Here is a 20,050-nt window from a genome sequence, read left to right on the forward strand (position 1 = left end):
TATGTGGACAATCACAGCGGATTCTTCAGAGGTCCGGCGGCAGGAGGACCGCACGGCCGCCCCTGCACGGCACGACCCGACGTCCACGTCAGATTTGTACGCCAACGTAAGATAAGACGCGTGACTATGGACCAGACAAAGACTTTTGACCTCTCGGCCTCCTTCAAGGCCTACGACGTGCGCGGCATTGTCGGCGAATCAATCACCGCCGAAATCGTCGAGGCGGTGGGCGCGGCATTCGTCGACGTCCTGCAGCTGGAGGGCAAAACGGTGCTGGTGGGCGGCGACATGCGCCCGTCCTCCCCCGAGTTCAGCAAGGCCTTTGCCGACGGCGCCGCGCGGCGCGGAGCCAACGTCCAGCTGCTCGACCTCATCTCGACCGATGAGCTCTACTACGCCTGCGGCTCGCTCAACGCGGCCGGCGCCACGTTCACCGCCAGCCACAATCCCGCAGAATACAACGGCATCAAGATGGCCAAGGCCGGCGCCGAGCCGATCTCCTCCGAATCCGGGCTGAAGGAAATCCAGGCCCGCGCCGAGGAATACCTCAACTCCGGGTCCATCCCCGCCGCCGCCACACGCGGCCTGATCGGCGTGCACGACGTCCTGAAGGGCTACTCCGAGTACCTCCGCAGCCTCGTGGACCTCCGCGGCTCGCGTCCTCTGAAGGTCGTCGTGGACGCCGGCAACGGCATGGCCGGCCTCACCACCCCCGCCGTGCTCGGCGACGCCCTGCTGCCCAAGCTCCCCCTCGAGATCATCCCGCTCTACTTCGAGCTCGACGGCTCCTTCCCGAACCACCCCGCCAACCCGCTGGAACCGGAGAACCTGCGCGACCTGCAGGCCGCCGTCGTCGAGCACGGCGCGGACATCGGACTGGCGTTCGACGGCGACGCCGACCGCTGCTTCGTCATCGACGAAAAGGGCGAACCCGTCTCGCCGTCGGCGATCACCGGCATGGTGGCCCGCCGCGAGATCGGCCGTGCCCAGGGGCTGGGCGAGGCCAACCCCACCGTCATCCACAACCTGCTGACCTCCCGCGCCGTCCCCGAACTGGTGGAACGCCACGGCGGCCGGGCCGTGCGCACCCGCGTGGGCCACTCCTTCATCAAGGCCGTGATGGCCGCAGAAGGTGCCATCTTCGGCGGCGAACACTCCGCGCACTTCTACTTCCGCGACTTCTGGAACGCGGACACCGGCATGCTCGCCGCCATGCACGTCCTGGCCGCCCTCGGCGAGCAGGACGGTCCTCTGTCCGAGCTCGGCCGCGAATACGAGCCGTACATGTCCTCCGGCGAAATCAACTCGGAAATCGATGACAAGGCCGGCGCCGTTGAACGGGTCCGCCACGACTTCCATGCCGAGGACGTCGAGGTGGACTACCTGGACGGCAGCACCTTCATCGCCACGGACGGCAGCTACTGGTTCAACCTGCGGCCCTCCAACACCGAGCCGTTCCTCCGCCTGAACGTCGAGGCCACGGACCGGGCCACCATGGAGCGTGTCCGCGACCGCGTCCTGGCACTGGTCCGGGGCTAGAACCGTGTCGGAACGGCCGGCGGAAATCGCAACCGAGACGGCTGCTGTGTCCACCGACGGCTCATGGCGCGGCAGCGTCCCGGAGGCCAGCGCCACCGATCTGGAGAACCTGCTCGGTACCGGAGTCGGCGCCGCGCAGGAGCAGCTGGAGCGCAACGGCGGGTTCCTGCCGTTCGCCCTGGTGGTCGAGAACGACGGCGAGGTCCGGCTGGTCGCCGTCACTCCCGCTGATGCGGCCGAGGGTACGGACGCCGACTTCGACGCGGACTCGATGATCAGCGACCTCACCGAACTGCTGCGCCAGCACCGGGACGAGTTCCGCGCCGCCGCCGTCGTCTGCGACATTACCCTCCTGGAGGAGGCCTCGGACGCTATCCACGTGGCCGCCGAACACAGGGACGGCTCCCTCTTCGCCGCCGTCCTGCCGTACGCCGCGAACGCCAGAACCCACGAACTGGAATTCGGCGAGCTCTCCGCCGATACCAACGAGCCCGCCGTCTGGGTGGACTAAACCGGCACGGCAAGAAGGGCTGTGGTGGTGGTCCACCACAGCCCTTCTTCGTGTGCGCCGGGCGAGCCCGCCCTTACCCGACCGGCACCGCCGTGGCCATGGACGGCACCACCGACGTTCGACGGGATGCTACCCAGCCACTTGCACGCCGGCGGAGGTTTTTGTCGTGGTGGTGTAGCCGGTCTTGGAACCGGTGACCTTCACTGTAATGGTCCGCCCGACATCACCGGCGCCGGGCGTATAAGCAGGGGCCGTGGCGCTGGCGCCGATGATCGCGGTACCCGAGCGGTACCACTGGTACGTCAGGGCCACGGGAGCCGGGCCCCAGTCACCGGGCACAGCGGTGAGGGTGGACCCGGCGGCCGCCGTGCCGGTGATAGTGGGCACGGGCGACGTGAGCGTGCCTTTTGCTATCGCGGCGGTCCCGACCGACGTCTTGGCAGCGGTGGCGTAGCCGGGCTTGGAACCGGTGACCTTCACCGTGATGGTCTGGCCGGCATCAGCGGTGCGGGCCTTGTAGGTGGCGCCGGTGGCGTCGCTGATCGCGGAGCCCGAGCGGTACCACTGGTACGCCAGTGTCACGGGGTCGGGGCCCCAGGCACCCGGTACGGCGGTCAGGGTGAACCCGACCTGGCGGGTGCCGGTGATCGTGGGCGCCGGGGCCGACAGGGTGCCCTCTTCGATGGCAGCGGTCCCAACGGACGTCGTGGAGGCGGTCGCGTAGCCGGACTTGGTGCCGGTCACTTTCACTGTGATCGTTCCACCCAGATCACCGGCGGCAGGGGTGTAGGCAGTCCCGGTGGCGCCGCTGATCGCGGTGCCCGAGCGGTACCACTGGTACGCCAGTGCCACGGGGTCAGGGCCCCAGACACCGGCCACGACGCTCAGGCGGGACCCGACCTTCGCGTCGCCGCCGATCGCCGGCACCGGAGCGGTGAGGGCGCCGTAGACGATCCTGCCGGTGGAGGTTTTTATGGTGGTGGTGTAGCCGGTCTTGGAACCGGCGACTTTCACGGTGATCGTCCGTCCCATATCACCGGCGTCGGGCGTATACGTAGCACCGGTGGCCCCGACGATAGCGGTTCCCGAGCGGTACCACTGGTATGCCAGGGACACCGGCGCCGGACCCCAGGCCCCAGGCACCGCGGTCAGGACGGACCCCACAGTCGCGTCACCGGTGATCGCAGGCACCGGGGCGGCCAGGGACCCCTCCGCAATGGTGGCGGTGGCGGCGGAGTTTTGGGAGGCGGTGGTGTAGCCGGTCTTGGAACCGGTGACCTTGACGGTCACGGTCTGGCCAAGGTCACCCGAGCGCACCTTATAGGTGGCCGCGTTGGCGCCGAACACCGCAACGCCCGAGCGGTACCACTGGTAGCCCAGGGTCACCGGCGCCGGGCCCCAGGCACCCGGCACAGCGGTCAGGATGGACCCGACCTTCGCCTCGCCGGTAATCGACGGCACCGGCACTGTGAGTGCACCAGCGACAATGCTGCCGGCTGAAATCCTGGAAACGGTCGTGTAGCCGGGCTTGGCGCCGGTGACCCTCACGGTGATCGTTCGACCCAGATCACCGGCGGCAGGGGTGTAGGCAGTCCCGGTGGCGCCGATGATCGCGGTGCCCGAGCGGTACCACTGGTACGCCAGTGTCACGGGGTCCGGGCCCCAGACACCGGCCACCACGGTCAGGGGGGACCCGACTTTCACGTCGCCGCTGATCGCCGGCACCGGAGCAGTCAAAGACCCCCGGCCGAGGGTGGCCGTGCCCGTCGAGACTCGCGAGATGGTGGTGTAGCCGGTCTTGGAACCGGTGACTTTCACGGTGATCGTCCGTCCCATATCACCGGCGTCGGGCGTATACGTAGCACCGGTGGCCCCGACGATAGCGGTTCCCGAGCGGTACCACTGGTATGCCAGGGACACCGGCGCCGGACCCCAGGCCCCAGGCACCGCGGTCAGGACGGACCCCACAGTCGCGTCACCGGTGATCGCAGGCACCGGGGCGGTCAGGGACCCCTCCGCAATGGTGGCGGTGGCGGCGGAGTTTTGGGAGGCGGTGGTGTAGCCGGTCTTGGAACCGGTGACCTTGACGGTCACGGTCTGGCCAAGGTCACCCGAGCGCACCTTATAGGTGGCCGCGTTGGCGCCGAACACCGGAGCGCCCGAGCGGTACCACTGGTAGCCCAGGGTCACCGGCGCCGGGCCCCAGGCACCCGGCACAGCGGTCAGGATGGACCCGACCTTCGCCTCGCCGGTAATCGACGGCACCGGCACTGTGAGTGCACCAGCGACAATGCTGCCGGCTGAAATCCTGGAAACGGTCGTGTAGCCGGGCTTGGCGCCGGTGACCCTCACGGTGATCGTTCGACCCAGATCACCGGCGGCAGGGGTCCAGGCGGCACCCGTGGCGCCGATGATCGCGGTGCCCGAGCGGTACCACTGGTACGCCAGTGTCACGGGGTCCGGGCCCCAGACACCGGCCACCACGGTCAGGGGGGACCCGACTTTCACGTCGCCGCTGATCGCCGGCACCGGAGCAGTCAAAGACCCCCGGCCGAGGGTGGCCGTGCCCGTCGAGACTCGCGAGATGGTGGTGTAGCCGGTCTTGGAACCGGTGACTTTCACGGTGATCGTCCGCCCCAAATCACCGGCGTCGGGCGTATAAGACGCACCGGTGGCCCCGACGATGGCGGTTCCCGAACGGTACCACTGGTACGCCAGGGACACCGGCGCCGGACCCCAGCCACCAGGCACCGCGGTCAGGATGGACCCCACAGTCGCGTCACCGACGATCGCAGGCACCGGAGCGGTAAGGGATCCGGTATCAGCGATCGTCGCGGCAGCCTGCGCGTATCCGGACAGGTACGTTTTGCCCAGATATTCGACACCGATCCGGGAAAAGTGGATTATGTCGCCGGAATTCGTTCCGCCAGCCGTGGAACCAGCAAATCCGGTCGAGGCTACCCGCGAGGGTGTTTCCCGGTGGCTCCTGTCGACATTGAGCCGGACCGGGTCCGCCGCGATGCCTTCCGGCGCCATCTGTCCCACCACAACGGGGAGGTTCGGTGCAGCCAGCTGGGACCGGAAGAAACCGATGAGTGCGTCGAGCCTGGCACTGTAGCCGGAGGTGGTCAGCGTCGCGTTGTTCTCCCCCTGATGCCAGAGAATGCCTTTGAGGTCCGTTTTGTGGCCGGCAGCCCTCGCCGCCGCGATGCCCTCGAGGGTCTGTGTTACCGCGAGTTCGGGCAGACCGAGTTCCGGGGCGGAGGCCGCGCCGGGAGTCCACGTGAGGGTTCCCTCGGAGCCATCGAGGGCAGCTGCGGCGCTGGTGAATCCGGTGCCGCCGTGCGCCGCGGGAATGATGAGCACGCCGACATTGGCGGGCTGGGTTTTCAGGTACTCGCGCGCGAAAGCCGTGGCGGGCGAGATGCCGCTCGCGTTATCGTGCATGTCCAAAGGGACCGTTCCGGGCCGGAAGGTGCGGACTTTGGCTCCGTACTGGAAGATCCGCGGGTCCACCTGATCTTCAGAACCGCCGCCGGGAAGACCCCGCCCGGACATATTGGACTGCCCCGCAGCCAGGAACACGTGCAGAACGTCCACCGTCTCGGCTGCCTTGGCAGGCGACAGGCCGGCAAGCATCAGGGCACAAACCGCCAGTCCAACCATCAGACTTCGCAGGCCCCTGGCCATATTTTCTATCACGGATCCCCATCCCGGTATTGGGTGCCAGGGCGGCGTTATATGCAGAAATGCAGATCCCGGCCGCGGTTTTCTCCGGCGCCCGGCTCGGCGCGCCGTGCCAATGCTACGGCATAGCTGTGGTTCATACGTGATCGCGAGGCGACGAAACGACTCCGGCATCACGGTGGACTAGACCGCCCTAAGCTGGTGTTATGAAGATCAACGCCTTCGCGGATGTGAGCCTGCGCGCCATGATGGTCCTCGCCGCCGCTCCCGACGGCGGACTCCTCACCACCCAGAGCATCGCCGACGCCGTCGCGACTCCTTACAACCACGTCAGCAAGGCGATGGCGAAGCTGCGGGAGCTGGGCCTGATCGACGTCGAGCGTGGACGGCACGGCGGTTCCCGGCTCAGCAGCGCCGGTCGGCTCGCCACTGTGGGCCAGCTCCTGCGCCAGCTGGACACCCGCACGGACCCGGCTGACTGCGTCGGCGCCGGCGGGGCGTGTCCGCTGATCAACGAATGCCGCCTCCGCGGAGCCCTCTCCCGAGCGCGCGAGGCTTTCTACCGCGAACTGGACGACATTGTCGTCGCGTCCCTGCCGACCGCCCGGCAAATGGCGCCGGTGTTCCAGGCGATCGGCCTGCGCCCCGGCCTCTGATGGCGCGCCTCCGGCTCTTTATGCCGGACCCTGAAGAAGTGTGGAATTCTCCTCCTACTGGGGCCCGGGGGAGCCTCATTTTCTACCGGCCACGCGAAAGGCCGGAAATGAAGAGACTTCGCAGGCTTGCCACTGTCGGCGCCGGTGCACTTCTTCTCTCCCTGGTGACCGTCCCCACGGCCCATGCGGTGCCGACGGTGGTGGCGGTGGGGCCGGTTGCGGACACCTATACCTCGTCTTCGGCACCCACCACGGACTTTGGCACCAGCGGCTCGCTCGCCGTCTATGGCTCACCCGAGATCACGACAGTACTGCGGTTCCAGTTCCCGGCCGCCCCTGCCGGACAGACACTGACCGGCGCGAGCCTGCGCCTGCGCACAACGAGCCTGTCCTCCGCCGGATCCGCCAACACGCTCAACGTCCGCGCCGCAGCGGACACGTGGTCCGAAACCGGCACGTTCTACGCCAACCGCCCGGCAGTGTCCGGGCCCACCCTCGGGTCCCTGCCCGGCGGCGGCGTGCCCAACACGACCTACGACATCACCCTGGACACCAGCCAGATCGCCGGCTGGACCGGCTCCAGAACCCTGGCCCTGACCGGCACGGGCACCGACAGCGCATGGTTCTGGTCACGACAGGCCTCCACGTCACTGCGCGCCGTCCTCAACCTCACCTACACCGGAGGAAACCCGCCGCCCCCGCCGCCCGGAGGGACAGCGACCGTGCTGGCTGTCGGCGACATCGCTTGCGCCCCCGGCGTGGCCGTCACGTCTTCGACGTGTCGCCACGGCGACGTCGCCGCGGTAGTCGCGTCCGAGTCGCCCGACCGCTTCATCGCCCTCGGGGATCTTCAGTACCAGAACGGCACCCTCGCCGAGTTCATGGGCACCGGTAGCTACAACGACACCTTCGGGGCGATCAAGTCAATCACCCTGCCGGTGCTCGGCAACCACGAATACGGCGACAACACCCGTGGCTATTTTGACTATTTTTACGGACCGGGGGTCACCAGTGGCGCTTCCGGGGCGCGTCCGGATGGGTACTACGCCACGACCATCGGCGCGTGGACCTTCATCGCCCTGAACAGCGAATGCGACGCCGGCAGGGTGACAGGCGGTTGCGGCGTCGGCAGCCCGCAGTATCTTTGGCTGCAGGACCGACTCACAAATTCACCGACCGCGTGCACCCTCGTAGCGACCCACCATCCCCGCTGGTCGACGGGCTTGAAACATGGTTCGTACCCGCAACTGGGACCAATGTGGGATCTCATGGCCGGCCACGGCGTAGACGTCATGATTTCGGCGCACAACCACGTAAGTGAAATCTTCAGGCCGATAGGCCCGTCGGGGTCCAATACCGCACCGGTGTTCTCCGAGGCCGGGATCCGATCCTTTACGGCGGGCGGCGGGGGCAGCGATCTCCAGGCGCTCACACCGAACTCGGACCCGCTGCTATCGGCACTCGTGGCCCGGAACCGTGGCGTCTTCGGGCCGCTCAAGCTGACCCTCAACGAGGGCTCCTATTCCTGGCAGTTCCTGCCCGTGCCGGGAATGACCTTCACGAACTTCGGCACGACCGGCTCCTTTTCCGGCAGCGACAGCTGCCACTGACACTGAATCAGGGGCCTCCGCACCCGCCAGCCCGAGAAGCGAGAACGGCCACGCCACGCCCGGGAATACCCTCGATTTGAAGTTGTTTTCTACGCCATGTAGAACTGAGGTACAAATACTTGTATTTCGTATACAGGTATTTCCATCGGTCCGGTTGAAGACCCCCGGGCCACTATCTCAGGAGTCAACATGCTCTCGGACAAGTCCTTCCCCGTCATCGAGGCCACCCTCCCGCTGGTCGGATCCCGGATCGGTGAGATCACCCCCAAGTTCTACGCCCGCCTCTTCGCGGCGCACCCGGAACTGCTGGACGGGCTCTTCAGCCGCTCGAACCAGCGCAACGGCAACCAGCAGCAGGCCCTGGCCGGAAGCATCGCCGCTTTCGCCACCCACCTGGTGAACAACCCCGGAACCCTGCCGGAGACCGTGCTCGCCCGGATCGCCCACCGCCACGCCTCCCTCGGCATCACCGAACCGCAGTATCAGGTGGTCTACGAGCACCTGTTCGCCGCCATCGCCGAAGACCTGGCCGAGGTCATCACCCCGGAAATCGCCGAAGCCTGGACCGAGGTCTACTGGCTCATGGCGGACGCGCTGATCAAGCTGGAGAAGGGCCTCTACGCGGCCCAGGCCAACAGCACGATGTGGAGCCCATGGCGGGTCGCCGCCAAGACCGCCGCCGGCACCGGCTCCATGACCTTCACCCTGGAACCGGCCGACGACACCCCCATCACCGCAGCCCTGCCGGGCCAGTACGTCAGCGTCAAGGTCACCCTCCCGGACGGCCTGCGCCAGGTCCGCCAGTACTCGCTCTCCGGCGACGCCGGCACGAGCCGCAGCTTCACCACGAAGAAGGACGACGGCGGCGAAGTTTCCCCCGTCCTGCACGACACCGTCCAGGTGGGCGACATCCTCGAGATCTCCAACCCCTACGGCGAGATCACGCTCAAGGACGGCGAGGGCCCCGTCGTCCTGGCCTCCGCCGGCATCGGCTGCACGCCCACCGCCTCCATCCTGCGCTCCCTCGCGGAGGCCGGCTCGGACCGCCAGGTCCTGGTGCTGCACGCGGAAAGCGACCTGGAGTCCTGGGCGCTGCGCTCCCAGATGACGGACGACGTCGAGCGCCTCGACGGCGCCGACCTCCAGCTCTGGCTCGAGCGGCCGGTCGAGGGAACCAATGAGGGGTTCATGTCGCTGCGCGAAGTGGACCTGCCGGCCAACGCCTCGCTGTACCTGTGCGGTCCGCTGCCGTTCATGAAGAGCATCCGCAACGAGGCCATCAACGCCGGCATCCCGGCCACGAAGATCCACTACGAGGTCTTCGGTCCGGACATCTGGCTGGCCAGCTAAAGTACTCATCGATTGCTCCGCAACGGCCCTTTTGAGGGGTGAAAAGGGCCGTGGCGGCGGGCCCACGCCGGCAGGGTTCCCTGGCCGAACTTGTGAGGCTAGGGAGCCGGTGGGGACAATCGATGGGAGTTCGACGGCGGCCCCGCACCTTTCACAGGGTGCGGGGCCCGCCGCCGTCGTGGAGGGTGCTGCGCTGCGCAGCGCAGCACGAGTGTCAGGTCGCGGACGGCACACCGGTGATCGTGTGGCCGAAGCGCAGGAGGTTGCCCGGGTCGTAGCTGGACTTCGCGGCCCTCATCCGCTCGTAGACGGCGGGCGACCAGGCCCGCGCCCGGTCAGTTTCATCGCCGGGCTCGCCGTGGAAGTTGACCAGCGTGTACCCCGTGGCGTGGGGAGCCATCCCAGCCAGGACCGCGCGGATGGAGGCGGTGACCGCTTCGGCGACCGGCGGCATCTTGAACCCGAGAAGGAACAGAAGGAACGCCGCGTCACGCCCGGACACGGCGTCGGGCAGTTCCCCGGACTGGGACAATGCAGAACGGGCCAGGGCCCCGCCGAGCGGCCGGATCTCGACGAGGAGCAGCGGACAGTCCGAGCCCTCGCCGGTGAGCTTCAGCAGGTCCGCGGCGGTTTCCTCGCCGAGGTCCTTCAGGAGGGCCCCGCCGGCCGTGAAGGGGAGCGGATCCGCCGGATCCATGTGGATCTGGTCCACGTCGAGGTAGCTCATGGGTCCGGCCGTATCCATCAGCGGCCGCGAGACCGCCCGCATCGGGGCAAGCAGGCTGTCGCCGTCCTCGCGGGTCCCCAGGAAGGCGAATCGCAGGTGCACCACGAACTGGCCCCGCAGCGGCGCGGGGACGAACTCCATCTCCGGAAGCCGGAGCAGGGAGATGGAGGGCGAGGCGTCGTCGGGCAGTGTGGGCAGCCACTTCCGGAACGCAGCCAGGATGAGGGCCGCATCCGCCCCGGGATAGATGATCCCACCGCCGTAGAAGTCCCCCAGCGGAAAAAGGCTGAACTCCAGTTCGGTTACGATCCCGAAGTTGCCCTTGCCCCCGCGCATCAGAGCGAACAGCTCGGCCTCGGCCCCGGCGTTGATCCGGCGCAGCGCGCCGTCCGCGGTCACGACCTCCATGCTGCGGACATGGTCCGCCGCAAAACCATGGGCCCTGCCCATCACAGGCAGCCCGCCGCCGAGGGTGTAGCCGACGACGCCGACGTCGGTGCTTGAGCCGTGCAACCCGACCAGCCCGAGCGGTACGCTCGCTTCGAGGACGCTGCGCCATTTTACGCCGGCCCCCACCCGCGCGGTGCGTTCAACCGGATCGATCTGCAGATCCTGCAGCCGTCGGGTGTTGATCAGCAGGCCACCCTCCACCACCGAGTCGGCGCCGTGCCCGGTGGACTGGACCGCCACAGGGAGCCCGCGCGCTGCCGCCCATTTCACCCCGGCGGCGACATCGTGTGCGTTCGCGGCGCCCAGGACGACGTCGGGCCGGTGGACGGTTGCGGCGTTGAACGCGGCCGTTTCGGCGGTGAATTCGGGGCTGTCCGGCAAGGCGACAGGGCCGCTGACCGCCGTGGACAGGGCGTGGATGTCGTCGATGGCAAGCATGATGGGCTCCTGAGCTCTCGCGTACTGCGAGCAGGTTGAGGGCACGGCGGCGCACGCGTGGAATGGCCCCCAGCATCCTCCCCAGTCGGCTGTCGGCCCGGCTGATGAATGCGTTTGAGCCTAGGGTCCCCCCCGGCTGCGGTCTAGGGACCAAAGTCCCGCCGGCTTGCTCCCCGGCCAAAGTACCCATCGACTGCTCCGTAGCCGCCCTTTTGAGGGGTCAAAAGGGCGGCTACGGAGCAGTCGATGGGAGCACGACGGCGGCCCCGCACCTTTCGCAAGGTGCGGGGCCGCCGTCGTCGGATCAGTTGGCTGCTAGTGCTCTGCCATGCGTTCCTTCAGGCCCTCAAGCTCTGAGCGCAGGGCATCGGGCAGGGAGTCGCCGAACTTGGCGTACCACTCCTCGATTGAGGCGAGCTCGGTATCCCACTCCTCGCGGTCCACGCGGACTGCGTCTTCCACGTGGGCGTGCGTCAGGTCCAGGCCGGTGAGGTCCAGCGAGTGCCCGGCCGGCACGAAGCCGATCGGGGTCTCGACGGCGTCGGCCTTGCCTTCAATGCGCTCGATGGCCCACTTCAGGACGCGTGCGTTGTCGCCGAAGCCGGGCCAGGCGAAGTCGCCGTCGGCCGTGCGCCGGAACCAGTTGACCAGGAAGATGTGCGGCAGGCGTTCCGGGTTGGCCTTGCCGGAGACACTGATCCAGTGCTTCAGGTAATCGCCCGCGTCGTAGCCGATGAACGGCAGCATGGCCATCGGGTCGCGCCGCAGCACGCCGACCTGGCCGGCGGCAGCAGCCGTGGTCTCGGAGGAGAGCGTGGAGCCCATGAAGATGCCGTTGGTCCAGCTGCGGGCCTGGGTGACCAGCGGAACCGTGGTCTTGCGGCGGCCGCCGAAGAGGATCGCGGAGAGCTCCACGCCGTCCGGGCTGAAGTACTCCTCGGCCAGCATGTCGACCTGCGAGATCGGCGTGCAGAACCGGGAGTTCGGGTGGGCTGCGGGCCGGTCCGAATCAGGCGTCCAGGAGTTGCCCTGCCAGTCGGTCAGATGGGCGGGGGTGTCTTCGGTCATGCCCTCCCACCAGACACCGCCGTCGTCCGTGAGGGCGACGTTGGTGAAGATGCTGTGGCCCTTGGCGATGGCGCGCATGGCGTTGGGGTTGGTGCCCCAGCCGGTGCCCGGGGCGACGCCGAACAGGCCGGCCTCGGGGTTGGTGGCGCGCAGTTCGCCTTCCTTGCCGATCCGCATCCAGGTGATGTCGTCACCGAGGGTTTCGACCTTCCAGCCCTTGATGGTCGGGTCCAGCAGGGCGAGGTTGGTCTTGCCGCAGGCCGAGGGGAAGGCCGCGGAGATGTAGTAGTTCTTCTGCTCCGGCGAGGTCAGCTTGAGGATGAGCATGTGCTCCGCGAGCCAGCCCTCGTCCCGGGCCATCACGGACGCGATGCGCAGGGCGTAGCACTTCTTGCCCAGCAGGGCGTTGCCGCCGTAGCCGGAGCCGAAGGACCAGATGGAGCGCTCTTCGGGGAAGTGAACGATCCACTTGTCAGGGTTGCAGGGCCAGACGACGTCGGCCTGGCCGGGGGCCAGCGGTGCGCCCAGGGAGTGCAGGGCGGGGACGAAGAAGGCGTTCGTGGCGGTGATCTTGTCCAGGACCTCGGTGCCGATCGTGGCCATGATGCGCATGGAGGCGACAACGTAGGCGCTGTCCGTAATCTCCACGCCAAATTTGGGATCCTCGGCGTCAAGGTGGCCCATGACGAACGGGATGACGTACATGGTGCGTCCGCGCATGGAGCCGCTGAACAGGCCGCGCAGCTTCGCCTTCATCTCCGCCGGAGCCATCCAGTTGTTGGTGAAGCCTGCGTCGCGTTCGTTCTCGGAGCAGATGAAGGTCTGCTCTTCGACGCGGGCCACATCGGCCGGGTCGGAGAATGCCGCGAAAGACTTGGGGAACAGTTCCTCGTTGAGGCGGGTCAGCGTGCCCGCGGCGACGAGCTCATCCGTGAGCCGGGTGTTCTCTTCTTCGGAGCCGTCTACCCAGTGGATCCGGTCCGGCTGGGTCAGTTCAGCTACCTCTTCAACCCATGCCAGCAGGCCAGCATGTGTGGTGGGTGCTTTTTCAAGCAACGGCAGTCGCGCCAGATCTCCCATTACGGTTCCCTTCCTCGGGTTCAGTCGTGTGTCCTAAATGTAGGGCTAGATCACCCCTCGAAATCGTGGCCAGATGTGGGATGTCCGGGAGCCCGGAAATCAAAAACCGCGGAAATACAAGGAATAGACGGTACGAAGTGGTCCTATTTTGTGACTAAGGTCACGTAGACCGGTCTAGTCGGGTAGATTACACCCGTTTCGATTTGTCACTACGGCCCCTCCTCGCGTAAAGTAATTCGAGGTTCGGGGAGCGAGAAGCTCCAAGAACAGAAAATGCGCCCATAGCTCAGCTGGATAGAGCGTCTGTCTACGGAACAGAAGGTCAGGGGTTCGAATCCCTTTGGGCGCACAGAGAAAAAGATCCGCACCGGTCCGCCGGTGCGGATCTTTTGTTTAACGCCCGGGGCGCTGCGGTGCGACTGTTTACGCCCGACGGGGGCGCTACGGTGCGACGGCCTGGCTGATCCGGAGCCGCATGCCGTCGAAGTGGCCGTTCAGCCGCTGCGCTGCGAGAACCTTGTCCCCTGTCGAGACGGCCTCATAGATCCCCCGGTGCAGGGCCGCTGTTTCCAGGAGATCGACGCCCTCGGCTCCGCCCAGCTCCACGTGGAGCCGCCGGTAGACCTGCCAGAAGACACCGAGCAGACTGACCAGCAGGGCGTTATTCAGCGGTTCGAACAGCCGGCGGTGGAACTCGGCGTCCGCTTCGACGAAGTTCGCGCCGGCGTCGGCCAGCACCTCCATGCGGAGCACTGATTCCTCCACGGCCGTCAGGTGTTCCGGGGTCATCAGGTCCATGGCGGCCGCAATCAGCCCGGCTTCCAGCGCCTGCCGGACGTCCACCAGCTGCAGGGCCTCCTGCCCGTGATGCCGCAGCGACAACCGGCCCCGGAACGTGAGTCCGTCGGTGAGGGCGTCAAAATTGCTGGGCGCCACGAACATGCCGAAGCCGTGGCGGATCTCGATGACCCCCAGGGCCTGGAGCACCTTCAGCGATTCCCGCAGGGTGTTCCGGCCGACGCCCAGTGCGGCGGAGAGCTCATGCTCGGTCGGCAGCGGATCCCCGGCGTCCAGCTCACGTTCCAGAATCAGTTCCATGATGTCCGCCTGCAATGCCCTGAGCCTGGCTTGCGCGCTGAACCTCGCCGGCGGCATAGGTACGGCTCCGGTCACGCTTGCGGCGCCGGGGCCGCCCGCTCCATGGCCGCCCGCCCGGCCCGCACCGCCGGCGGTCACGTTGCCTTCCGTCATGGCCCTGCCCTCCCCCAAGTCTGTTCCCAACAGTAGCGGTGGTCCCACGTCCTGCAAAGGGTGTTGGTCAAGGTCCGCGGCCCGCTGCCCGGCGTAGGCTTTTGCCATGACGGCACAGCTTGAACGGGAATTCGATGTCATTGTGATCGGCGCCGGCGCCGTGGGCGAAAACGTGGCGGACCGCGCCGTGCAGGGCGGGCTGACCGCGGTGCTCATCGAGGCCGAACTGGTGGGCGGCGAGTGTTCCTACTGGGCCTGCATGCCCTCCAAGGCGCTGCTGCGCCCCGGCACCGCCCTTCACGGCGCCCAGACCGTGCCCGGCGCCGCGGAGGCCGTCACGCGGACCCTGGACACAGCCGCTGTCCTGAAACGCCGCGACTACTTCACGTCCAACTGGCAGGACGACGGCCAGGTCAAGTGGCTCCAGGACGCCGGGATCGAGCTCATCCGCGGCCACGGCTGGATCACAGACACCCGGAGGGTTGAAGTCGCGGGCCTGGACGGCAACCGCTGCGCGCTCTCGGCAAGGCACGCCGTCGTGGTGGCCACCGGGTCCTCGCCCACGGTGCCGCCCATTGAAGGTTTGTCCGATGTGGACTACTGGACCACCCGGGAAGCGACGTCCGCGCGCGAGATCCCGGGCCGGCTGGCGGTGCTGGGCGGCGGCGTCGCCGGCACCGAACTCGCCCAGGCCTTCGCCCGGCTGGGCGCCGCCGTGACTCTCGTGGCACGCGGCAGCCTGCTGGGCGCCTTCCCGGAGGAGGCAGCCGCGCTGGTCGCCGCCGGGCTGCGGGCGGACGGCGTCGGCCTCCACCTTCACACCGGAACCGACAGCGTCCGCGAGAACGACGACGGCTCCCTGACCCTCAAGCTGGCGGGCGGCGGCACCGTGACGGCGGACAGGCTCCTGGTCACCACCGGACGGCATCCCGCCCTCGAAGGGATCGGCCTGGAGAGCGTCGGGCTCGCCGCCGCGGACGGCGGGGAACTGCGGCTCAGCACGGACTCCACCGGTTTGGTGTCGGGCGGCACCGGGAACGGCGTCGAGCCGTGGCTGTACGCCGCCGGCGACGCCGCCGGGAAGGTCATGCTGACCCATCAGGGCAAGTACGGGGCGCGGGCCACGGGCGACGCCATCGCCGCCCGGGCCAGGGGCGAGCTCGGCGGCGGGGCCGCGCCGTGGAGCCGGTACGCCCGGACTGCGGACGACCACGCGGTGCCCAACGTTGTGTTCACCGATCCCGAACTGGCCAGTGTGGGGCGGACCGTGCAGCAGGCGGAACAGGACGGCTTCAGCGTGTCCTCCGTGGAACTGCCCATCCAGGTGGCCGGCTCCTCGCTGCACGCCGAACGGTATGAGGGCTGGGCGCAGTTGGTGGTCGACGAGGACCGGAAGGTACTGCTGGGCGCCACGTTTGCCGGCCCGGATGTGGCCGAACTGCTGCACGCCGCCACGATCGCCGTCGTCGGAGAAGTCCCGCTGGACCGGCTGTGGCACGCGGTGCCGGCTTACCCCACGATCAGCGAGGTCTGGCTGCGGTTGCTCGAGGAATACGGGCTCTGACCCGGCGACGTGTGCCTTCGCGCTGGTGTTCTGGACGGAAATCGGCGCGAAGTCCCACCTCGGCGGAACCGCCCGCCGGGCCGGGCCCGGTCTGGTTGATCACACTCCCTTGATTCTATTTGAACTGACCGGTCAGTTTAGTTAGCCTTTATGCAGACATTCTTCTGCGAAAGGCTCCCTTTGCTCCGCGTGCAACAACTCTCCGTGAACGGCAGACGGGACGTGCTGCTGCCGGCCACGTCGCTCCAGGTCCGGCGCGGCGAACTTTTGCTGGTCTCCGGCAGCCGACAGGACCAGCGCACCGCCCTGGCCCTGGCCCTGAGCGGACGCCTCAAACCGTCCGGCGGCCACTTTGCATGGGACGGCGCGGAGTGGAACGGCAGCACCCGGATCAAGACGCTGCGGCAGGCGAGCGCCGTCGTGGACTCCCCCAGGGTGAACGAACCCGAGCAGCACCTCAGCGTCCGCGACCTCGTCACCGAGGACCTGGCCCTGGTTCCGCGCAGATACCGCGGTTCCCTGGTGGGCAAGCCCTGGCTCAAGGTCAACCGCTTCGAGGACATCGCCGGGCTGTGGACCGAGCAGCTCCCTCCCGCGCGCCGGATCGGGCTGCTCACTGCCCTTGCCCTGGCAAACCCGCACACGGATCTGCTCGTGGTGGACTCCCCGGACCGGCATGGCGATCCGGAGGATTGGCTGCCGCGGCTGGAGGAGCTGGCCCACGACGCCGGGCGTCCGCTCGCCGTCGTCGCCACCGTCATGCGCGTCCCGGACGGCTGGACCGGGCCGGCCGCCGCGATCGGCAACGCGGGTTCCGCTGCCGGCGGGGACCCTCCCCTGGATCTCCTTCCTGCATCCACCACACCCGAACTGGAGGACGCACTGTGACTGTGCTGCGGCTGGCCCGCTCCGAACTCAAGCGCATGACCGGCGGCCTGCTGCCCAGGCTGACCATCCTGGCGCTGACCATGGTGCCCCTGCTCTATGGCGCCGTCTACCTCTACGCCAACTGGGATCCCTACGGAAAGCTGAACCAGGTCGACGCCGCCCTCGTCGTGGAAGACACCGGCGCCAAGTCCGCCGACGGAACCCGGCTCGAGGCCGGCCGGAAGGTCGCGGAAAGCCTCAGGGACGGGCATGTCTTCAACTGGCAGACCGTCTCCGGAACGGAGGAGGCGGACCAGGGCGTGAGCACCGGCAAGTACGCCTTCGCCTTGAAGATCCCCAAGGATTTCTCGGCGAACCTCGTCTCCCCCGGCAGTTTCGACGCCGCCAACCAGGCCATGCTCAACGTCACCACCAATGACGCGAACAACTACCTGCTGAGCACCATCGTGGACAAGCTCACCACCGCCGTGCACACCACGGTGTCCACCGAGGTCGGCGAGGAAACCGCCAACCAGCTCCTCACCGGCTTCGGGACCATCCACTCCCAGATGCTGAAGGCTTCCGACGGCGCGGGGCAGCTCGCCGACGGCGTCGCCGGCCTGCACAACGGGACCGTTGCCCTGCACCAGGGCACCGGCGATCTCAAGACCGGCGCGGCCGAGCTCCAGGCCGGCCAGCTCAAGCTCCGCGACGGTACGAATACCCTCAGCAGCGGCGCGGGGCAGCTCAGCGCCGGACTGTCCCAGCTCAAAGACAAGACCGCCACGCTGCCTGCCGATTCCCGGGCACTGGCGGACGGGGCCGCGCAGGTGGCGGCCGGCAACGCCGCCCTCAACACCAAGGTGCAGGGCCTGGCCGGCCAGCTGGCAGCCTCCGAACAGGCGTCCGCCCAGGCGCAGCGCAGCCGGGTGGCCGCGTCCAACAGCCGGCTCGTCGCCGCCGGGGCCATCACCCAGGCCCAGTCGCGGGCCATCCTCGCGGACTTTGATGCCAATGCCGCCCCGCCGGCCTCCCCGGGGTCCGCTGCCACCCTCAAGATCGCGGCAGCGCAGACCCAACAGCTGGCGGACGCGTCCGCTGCGGTCAGCGCAGGGGCGGCCCGGCTGGCAGCGGCCACACCCGCGCTCAGCGGCGCCATCACCCAGTCGTCCACCGGCGCCGACCAGCTGGCCGGCGGCGCCGCCGCCCTCGCCGCCGGGCAGCAGGGCGCACTGGACGGCGCCGCAAAACTCTCCGAGGGCGCGCAAAAGCTCGACGACGGCGCCGCCCGGCTGGAAGGCGGGGCGGCCACGGCTTCCGAGGGCGCCGGGACCCTTGCGGCTGAACTCGCCAAGGGCGCCGGCCAGGTCCCCCACCCGAACGGCACCCAGAAGGACAGCCTCGCCAAGGTGATGGCCGATCCGGTCGCTGTCAGCAACGTCTCGCAGGCCAAGGCAGGCTCATACGGCGCGGGCCTCGCACCGTTCTTCCTCACCCTGGCCCTGTGGATCGGCGTCTTCATGCTGATCCAGGCGATGCGGCCGGTCACCCAGCGGGCGCTGGCGTCGAATGCCCCGGCGTGGAAAATCGCCGTCGGCGGCTGGCTTCCGTTCCTGGCCGTCTCGGCCGTCCAGGCGAGCCTGCTGACCCTTGTGGTCGACGTGGGGCTGGGCCTCAGCCCCGCCCACCCCTGGCTGATGTGGTTCCTGATGCTGGCTGCCGCGATGGCGTTCAGCGCGATCATCCAGGGCGTCGTGGCATTGCTCGGCTCCCCCGGCAAGCTCGTGGTGCTCATCCTCTTGGTGCTGCAGCTGGTCTCCTCAGGGGGCACCTTCCCCTGGCAGACCACGCCCGAGCCGCTGCATGTGGTGCACCAGCTCCTGCCGATGGGGTACGTGGTCAACGGCATGCGGCACCTGATCTACGGCGCGGACCTGGCCGTCATCCTGCCCACGATGCTGGGGCTGCTTGGCTACACTTTGCTGGGGACAGCCCTGTCCACCCTGGCCGTCCGGAAGCACAAGTACTGGACCCTGAAGACCCTGAAACCGGAGATCACCGTATGAGCAGCAGCACGGCGCCTTCCGGCGGCGCGGCGAATCCCGCGGATCCTGCGGGAACCGCGGAACCCACGGAAACCGTGAAGAAGCTCCGGCCGGCCCGCACCAACGCGACCAGGCAGAAGCTGTTCGAGGCCTCGATGGACCTGATCGGCGAGCGCGGAGTGGCCGGGGTGACCGTCGATGAGATCGCGGCGGCAGCCGGAGTCTCCAAGGGCACCGTGTATTACAACTTCGGCAGCAAGTCGGACCTGATCGCCCAGCTGCTGCGCCACGGTGTGGACATCCTGCTGGCCCGGCTCCTGAGCGTCAGGGCCGATTCGGCAGACCCGCTGGCGGCGATGGACGAGATGATCGGCCAGGCCATGGACTTCATGGACGAATACCCGTCCTTTGCCCGGCTGTGGGTCAGCGAGAACTGGCGGACCCCCAGCGAGTGGCAGGACACCTTCACCGAGCTCCGGGAACGGCTGCTCACCGTGGTCCGCGCGGCGATCGATGCGGTGGCCGCCGTCTACCCGGTGGATCCTGGGGTATCCCGGGGCAGCCTGGAGACGGCCATCTTCGGGGCCTGCTTCGTGGTGGGCCTGGACCGGCAGACCTACAACCCGGAGCGGACCCGCGAACAAAGTGTCACCGCGATCATGGCATCCATGCGCGGCTACGTCAGGAAGTAGCCCCTCTCGGGGATGATTAACCACATGGGCCACATGGGTAACAACACCAAGATTGCCATCGGCGCGTTTTTCGCCGCCCTGGCGCTGTTGGCACTGGCGGGGATCACCCTGCACGAGACCGTGTTCCTGTGGTTCCTGGCGGCCTGCGCGGCAGCCTACATCGCCTGCGTCTCCGAGGTGGTTATCCGCCGCCGGCACCGGACCTTGGCTGCCAGCGGGATCGGAAGCATCCTGTTTATTGCCTTCAGCATCGCGTTCCTGCGGCAGTGGGGGCTGGCCTTCAACTCCGATCCGGACGCGATCTCGACGCGGGTGGACTCCGACCATCCGGACCTCTACTTCTACCTCGCCGCTGCGGCCGGCACCGCCACCCTGCTGCTGCTCGTGGCCGGAACCGTCCTGCCGGGGCGGGGCCGGCGGCCGCGCGCCGCCGGACATGCCCCGCGGCGGCGACCCGCGTCGGGCGCGAGGGGCCCGGCATCCCGGCCGGCGGCCGCCCAACGTGCACCATCCCG

Annotated in this window: 13 protein-coding genes and 1 tRNA gene; 10 read left to right on the top strand and 4 right to left on the bottom strand. The window is 68.1% G+C overall.

What is annotated here, in order from left to right:
• Window positions 1-120 precede the first annotated feature (120 nt).
• On the top strand, window positions 121-1,539 hold the full coding sequence (locus tag ABIC21_RS12045; protein WP_354350636.1) for a phosphomannomutase/phosphoglucomutase: 1,419 nt from the start codon (window positions 121-123) through the stop codon (window positions 1,537-1,539).
• A gap of 4 nt (window positions 1,540-1,543) precedes the next feature.
• On the top strand, window positions 1,544-2,050 hold the full coding sequence (locus ABIC21_RS12050; RefSeq protein WP_354350637.1) for a hypothetical protein: 507 nt from the start codon (window positions 1,544-1,546) through the stop codon (window positions 2,048-2,050).
• Between the two features lie 129 nt (window positions 2,051-2,179).
• Here ABIC21_RS12050 and ABIC21_RS12055 read toward each other — a convergent pair whose 3' ends face one another.
• The gene (locus tag ABIC21_RS12055) at window positions 2,180-5,716 is read right to left on the bottom strand and encodes a sialate O-acetylesterase (protein WP_354350638.1); all 3,537 of its coding nucleotides are present in this window, start codon (window positions 5,714-5,716) and stop codon (window positions 2,180-2,182) included.
• Between the two features lie 227 nt (window positions 5,717-5,943).
• On the opposite strand from ABIC21_RS12055, the gene ABIC21_RS12060 reads away from it, so the two are divergent.
• The 3 genes from ABIC21_RS12060 to ABIC21_RS12070 all read left to right on the top strand — a co-directional run bounded on the left by ABIC21_RS12060 (window position 5,944) and on the right by ABIC21_RS12070 (window position 9,353).
• Entirely contained in the window at window positions 5,944-6,393 is a 450-nt protein-coding gene (locus ABIC21_RS12060; RefSeq protein ID WP_354350639.1) for an RrF2 family transcriptional regulator, read from the top strand.
• 107 nt (window positions 6,394-6,500) lie between these two features.
• Window positions 6,501-8,003, top strand: coding sequence for a CBM96 family carbohydrate-binding protein (locus ABIC21_RS12065; RefSeq protein WP_354350640.1), 1,503 nt, complete (start codon window positions 6,501-6,503; stop codon window positions 8,001-8,003).
• Between the two features lie 189 nt (window positions 8,004-8,192).
• Complete coding sequence (locus tag ABIC21_RS12070) at window positions 8,193-9,353, top strand: globin domain-containing protein (RefSeq protein WP_354350641.1); 1,161 nt, start codon at window positions 8,193-8,195, stop codon at window positions 9,351-9,353.
• A 214-nt stretch (window positions 9,354-9,567) separates the two neighbouring features.
• Here ABIC21_RS12070 and ABIC21_RS12075 read toward each other — a convergent pair whose 3' ends face one another.
• Together ABIC21_RS12075 and ABIC21_RS12080 are read right to left on the bottom strand one after the other, a co-directional pair.
• The gene (locus ABIC21_RS12075; protein WP_354350642.1) at window positions 9,568-10,968 is read right to left on the bottom strand and encodes an FAD-binding oxidoreductase; all 1,401 of its coding nucleotides are present in this window, start codon (window positions 10,966-10,968) and stop codon (window positions 9,568-9,570) included.
• 315 nt (window positions 10,969-11,283) lie between these two features.
• The gene (locus tag ABIC21_RS12080; protein ID WP_354350643.1) at window positions 11,284-13,116 is read right to left on the bottom strand and encodes a phosphoenolpyruvate carboxykinase (GTP); all 1,833 of its coding nucleotides are present in this window, start codon (window positions 13,114-13,116) and stop codon (window positions 11,284-11,286) included.
• A 275-nt stretch (window positions 13,117-13,391) separates the two neighbouring features.
• Here ABIC21_RS12080 and ABIC21_RS12085 point away from each other — a divergent pair.
• A tRNA-Arg gene (locus tag ABIC21_RS12085) sits at window positions 13,392-13,465 on the top strand.
• Between the two features lie 92 nt (window positions 13,466-13,557).
• Here the strand turns inward: ABIC21_RS12085 and ABIC21_RS12090 are convergent.
• Entirely contained in the window at window positions 13,558-14,214 is a 657-nt protein-coding gene (locus ABIC21_RS12090; protein WP_502935991.1) for a FadR/GntR family transcriptional regulator, read from the bottom strand.
• 259 nt (window positions 14,215-14,473) lie between these two features.
• On the opposite strand from ABIC21_RS12090, the gene ABIC21_RS12095 reads away from it, so the two are divergent.
• The 4 genes from ABIC21_RS12095 (at window position 14,474) to ABIC21_RS12110 (ending at window position 19,535) form a co-directional block, all read left to right on the top strand.
• Complete coding sequence (locus ABIC21_RS12095; RefSeq protein WP_354350644.1) at window positions 14,474-15,931, top strand: dihydrolipoyl dehydrogenase family protein; 1,458 nt, start codon at window positions 14,474-14,476, stop codon at window positions 15,929-15,931.
• A gap of 180 nt (window positions 15,932-16,111) precedes the next feature.
• Complete coding sequence (locus tag ABIC21_RS12100) at window positions 16,112-16,819, top strand: ABC transporter ATP-binding protein (protein ID WP_354350757.1); 708 nt, start codon at window positions 16,112-16,114, stop codon at window positions 16,817-16,819.
• Entirely contained in the window at window positions 16,816-18,864 is a 2,049-nt protein-coding gene (locus tag ABIC21_RS12105; RefSeq protein WP_354350645.1) for a YhgE/Pip family protein, read from the top strand. The genes ABIC21_RS12100 and ABIC21_RS12105 overlap by 4 nt, the downstream gene beginning before the upstream one ends.
• Window positions 18,861-19,535, top strand: coding sequence for a TetR/AcrR family transcriptional regulator (locus ABIC21_RS12110; RefSeq protein ID WP_354350646.1), 675 nt, complete (start codon window positions 18,861-18,863; stop codon window positions 19,533-19,535). The genes ABIC21_RS12105 and ABIC21_RS12110 overlap by 4 nt, the downstream gene beginning before the upstream one ends.
• The last annotated feature ends 515 nt before the right edge of the window (window positions 19,536-20,050 follow it).

Origin of the sequence: Pseudarthrobacter sp. PvP090 (genome assembly GCF_040547365.1) — a bacterium.
In the GTDB taxonomy this organism is placed as follows: domain Bacteria; phylum Actinomycetota; class Actinomycetes; order Actinomycetales; family Micrococcaceae; genus Arthrobacter.

Excerpts from the sequence above, each read along its gene's own strand:
- ABIC21_RS12095 (WP_354350644.1), top strand. The coding sequence starts at position 14,474 with ATGACGGCACAGCTTGAACGGGAATTCGATGTCATTGTGATCGGCGCC.
- ABIC21_RS12110 (WP_354350646.1), top strand. The coding sequence starts at position 18,861 with ATGAGCAGCAGCACGGCGCCTTCCGGCGGCGCGGCGAATCCCGCGGAT.
- ABIC21_RS12055 (WP_354350638.1), bottom strand. The coding sequence starts at position 5,716 with ATGGTTGGACTGGCGGTTTGTGCCCTGATGCTTGCCGGCCTGTCGCCT.
- ABIC21_RS12070 (WP_354350641.1), top strand. The coding sequence starts at position 8,193 with ATGCTCTCGGACAAGTCCTTCCCCGTCATCGAGGCCACCCTCCCGCTG.
- ABIC21_RS12065 (WP_354350640.1), top strand. The coding sequence starts at position 6,501 with ATGAAGAGACTTCGCAGGCTTGCCACTGTCGGCGCCGGTGCACTTCTT.
- ABIC21_RS12080 (WP_354350643.1), bottom strand. The coding sequence starts at position 13,116 with ATGGGAGATCTGGCGCGACTGCCGTTGCTTGAAAAAGCACCCACCACA.
- ABIC21_RS12060 (WP_354350639.1), top strand. The coding sequence starts at position 5,944 with ATGAAGATCAACGCCTTCGCGGATGTGAGCCTGCGCGCCATGATGGTC.
- ABIC21_RS12075 (WP_354350642.1), bottom strand. The coding sequence starts at position 10,968 with ATGCTTGCCATCGACGACATCCACGCCCTGTCCACGGCGGTCAGCGGC.
- ABIC21_RS12090 (WP_502935991.1), bottom strand. The coding sequence starts at position 14,214 with ATGGAACTGATTCTGGAACGTGAGCTGGACGCCGGGGATCCGCTGCCG.